1 protein-coding gene and 1 pseudogene are annotated in these 3,416 nt (G+C 59.0%); one reads left to right on the top strand and one right to left on the bottom strand.

Annotation, left to right across the window (positions count from 1 at the left end):
* Positions 1 to 1,649: 1,649 nt before the first annotated feature.
* Positions 1,650 to 1,886 (top strand): annotated as a pseudogene (locus tag AC0L30_RS42515) (DDE-type integrase/transposase/recombinase); the annotation flags it as partial.
* 468 nt (positions 1,887 to 2,354) lie between these two features.
* Here the strand turns inward: AC0L30_RS42515 and AC0L30_RS42510 are convergent.
* Entirely contained in the window at positions 2,355 to 2,612 is a 258-nt protein-coding gene (locus AC0L30_RS42510; RefSeq protein ID WP_007601718.1) for a hypothetical protein, read from the bottom strand.
* Positions 2,613 to 3,416: the final 804 nt, after the last annotated feature.

Below are 3,416 nucleotides of genomic sequence, written 5' to 3'. Positions count from 1 at the left end.
TTGCACGCTTCGTTGCGGACGTTCGTTATCGCCTCAAGCGGACCCCATTCAATTCTGACAGCCATTGCTAACCCTCGTCTTAGGGGAAGGCGCGTGAGCTACTGCGGGTCATGAGAGTTGAGGAGCGGCAAAGCCGGCAGATCGATCGGCTCGCCTGGAGGTCGATCAACTCTGTTCGCTTTCTTTCCGCTGACGAGGACACCAATATAGCCGGCGCCCAGCAGCAGGGCCCACTGCGATCATCAGCCAGTGCGGGAATGCCAAGGACATGGTCGCTGGCCTCAAAAAGCGCTCACGGGCGCCGGTAGGACAAACCTATTCAACCATTTCGTGATTGAAGAAGTCAAATATTTAATTTATTTAATATATGCATTAACTATTTAATTGTGAAATATTAAGAGCGCGGGGTGCACGATGCCCTCGATAGAGTCTATGCACTTCAGCAGCACAGGGCCTTCCGACCAGCACCCCTATGATCGCGAGCCGGGCGCGCCTCCTGCGTGGCGTCCTTCGGCAAGAGGGCCAATCGACGCCGAGCCCGAGGCCGCAAATGACACCGCGGGCGAATGGCCTCTGCTACCGTTTCCTGATGGCTCGTGCGCCACCTGCTGAGCTGTGGCGCGGCGTCTCCACGCGCCATCGGAGTGACGGCCCCGGCTTGAGGGAGTTTGGGTACGCCGGGGCCGCTCCGCCAGCTTGGGCGAGCTAGCGCGAATTAAATATCCGCGCGCCTTTCTGTTCCTTCAAAGCGTCAACCCGTGGCTCACGTCTCTGCCGGCTGTGTGCAATGGCGCGAAAGGGCTTCGCCTTGCAATTGTGCCGATCGTCTGGTGTAATGCTCAGATTGTCGAGATGTTTTTGCGGTCTTATTATTTTGAGGTCGTGATGAGTATTTCTGATCGTATCCCCTATGCCGCTATCGCCTTGCATCAACGTGTCGCCTTTCTAGAACATCAGATTGCAGAATTGGGCGTGTTGCGACACCGATTAATGCAAGCTGAGTTGCGACGCTACCGGTTAAGGTCGAGCCGGCGAGCTTCCGAAAAATCGCACACTCGCCGTCACGGTAGATAACCTTCCGCCCTCAACCGACAAAGAGTTGCCGGCTCCCGCTTGTAAGCCCAGGCTATGGGAACACGTGAGTCGGGGGATTCATGGAACGGAAGCCGTTTGAGAGCATGTCGGTTGAAGAGCTGTGGCAACTCCACACAGTCGTTAATGACATTCTTGCCGTGAGGCTCGTGGCCAAGAAGCAAGAGCTGGAGCGACGGCTTGGCCTGCTCAGCCGAGAAGACAAGACTCCTCGCAGCTAAGCATTGAGAGAGAGATATAAGGAAGGTGCCCCTCAGTTGCGCCTTTCTGCCGGCGGATTCTTTTTTGTCGACGGATGAAGAGGCAAAAGATCGAGCAGAGAAATTCTAGATGCTCATCGGCCCGTCTCAGCAGCCCGATTTATTGTGATATGGCAGCCAACATCAGAGCGGCTTTGAGGCGAATTTCGTCCCGTGTAGCCCGCCAGGAAGGCTGCACCGAAGGTCTCGCCTTCGCCCTACTCCGCAGGAGAGGTGACGCCCTGCGCTATGAGCGGCGGCAACCGGCCGCAACCTTCGCTGTGGATCCAATGACGACAGATGCAGTCGGCTCACTGAGAGGACGCGCCCAATCAGCTGTGGCAGATTGAGTTCAACGGCCACATGCCCCTTGCCAGCGGGAGGCGTTGTCATCCACTGACCATGGTCGACGATCACTCGCGCTATGCTGTGTGTCTGAAGGCATGCGTCAACGAGCAGCGTTCCGCCGTGCGGGGACATCTGACCGATACCTTTCGCCGCAACGGCCTGCCGGAGACCTTCTACATCGACAATGGCTCCCCCTGGGGCGATACGTCCGGTGTTCGCTGCAGAGCGGGCTCGCTGTCGTTCAAACCGGCATTGGTCAGGCCGCCCCCGATATAGCTTGTCGCGTCGCACGGATGCGCATGCACGATGGGCCGGCGGTCGGCGGCAGTGCCGACGCTCGGTCCTCGTGCTGCGGATTCAGGTGCGGATCTCCTAGGCACGGGGCCGACTATCTGCGGGACGGCGCGAGAGACGGCCCCGGCTTCAGGGGGCTTTTGGGTCGGCCGGGGCCGCTCCGCCAGCTCAGGGCGGCGAGCCAGCAAATCTTCAAGCAACATCCCGTGCGGGGGCTTCTAAGGAGCGCGGTGCAACCCAAATTCCTAGCAGTCGTCGTCCAGGCATGACATGATGATCCATATTTGCGTTTCGGAGGGAAAGCCCGATGCGCCTTGTTTTGCCTTATCTCGGGATTTGTCTTTGCGCGTCACTCGCGGCGTGGTTGTCCTTCACGCTGCTCTATTGACCGAGCAAATCATCGCCAGGTGTCAGCAGTCGCACGTAGGTACCGCTCTCGTGCAGGTCGAGCCAGCCGCGTTCGACGGCATACTTGATGCCGGCACCGAACTCTGTGCCGCTTCTCTTGAGCATGTAGAGGAAAGGAGCCGCTTCTATTTTTTTTAGGAGCAATCCCATCTCTCGCGCCATCCGCTTCACCGATCCGGTATGCCGCCCGAGGACTGCCGCAATTTCCGACGCGGCGCGCCGACGTGCCATCGCGGCAAGCCTCTTTCGCTCTCGGTCCACTGCTTTGGCTTGGATGATTTCATTTCGAGATCATCCGGCTGGCTCGACGAAATCGATATTGGGAAATTTCCGGGTGGCAACCCTTGACGGCTTGGTGCAGGCCGGAGTCTGATCACCGGCATGGGGCGACATCAGCACGACATCAACGATCTCGCGCGCATGGAGCGCATCTGCCTGGATTTGGCGGAGGAGAGCAGGGTGCCCAGAGAGGCCGGCGCATTGCGCGAGATGGCGGAAAACTACGGTCGAGAGGCTGCGAAACTGATCGTGGCTAGGACCGTAGATTGCCCGCGACGGGAACGAAAAAAACGAGCGATTTCAGCAAGGTTGACAAGACACCCCTGGTCCCGAACGCGCCGAGGCGTCCAGCGCTTTGCCGACAACCTCAGGGTTGCTGCAGGGGTAATTTTGTCGGCACTGATAAGCTTTGGGCGCAAAGCTTATCAGTTGGAGACACTACGCTAAGCCGATGCGTCAAGGCGGCAGTTACGGTGACGATCACCTCGCGGCCGGCAACTCCTGCGTAAGCTAGCTGAATATCGCGCTGAGCGCTCTAGCGCGGATCGATGTCGGGCTTCGTAGGCGGATCGGAGGTTGTCGCGACCGACTTGGAAGTTCGTCGTGCGGGGACTTTACTCCAGCCGGTCGCGTGAACGCAACGCGGCACCTCGTGAGCGGGCCGTTTGGGCCGGCATCGTCGCCGACGCCTCAGCGGATCATGGTCTTCCGCTCCGCTCCGTCTCGCCTGGGTACCACTTCGAACGCCGAAGCCAA

Source organism: Bradyrhizobium sp. MI1.11, assembly GCF_055811255.1.
This window is presented reverse-complemented; position numbering and strand designations above follow the sequence as displayed.

What these genes read in the sequence shown, in the direction of transcription:
- AC0L30_RS42510 (WP_007601718.1), bottom strand. Translation starts at nt 2,612, where the DNA reads ATGGCACGTCGGCGCGCCGCGTCGGAAATTGCGGCAGTCCTCGGGCGG.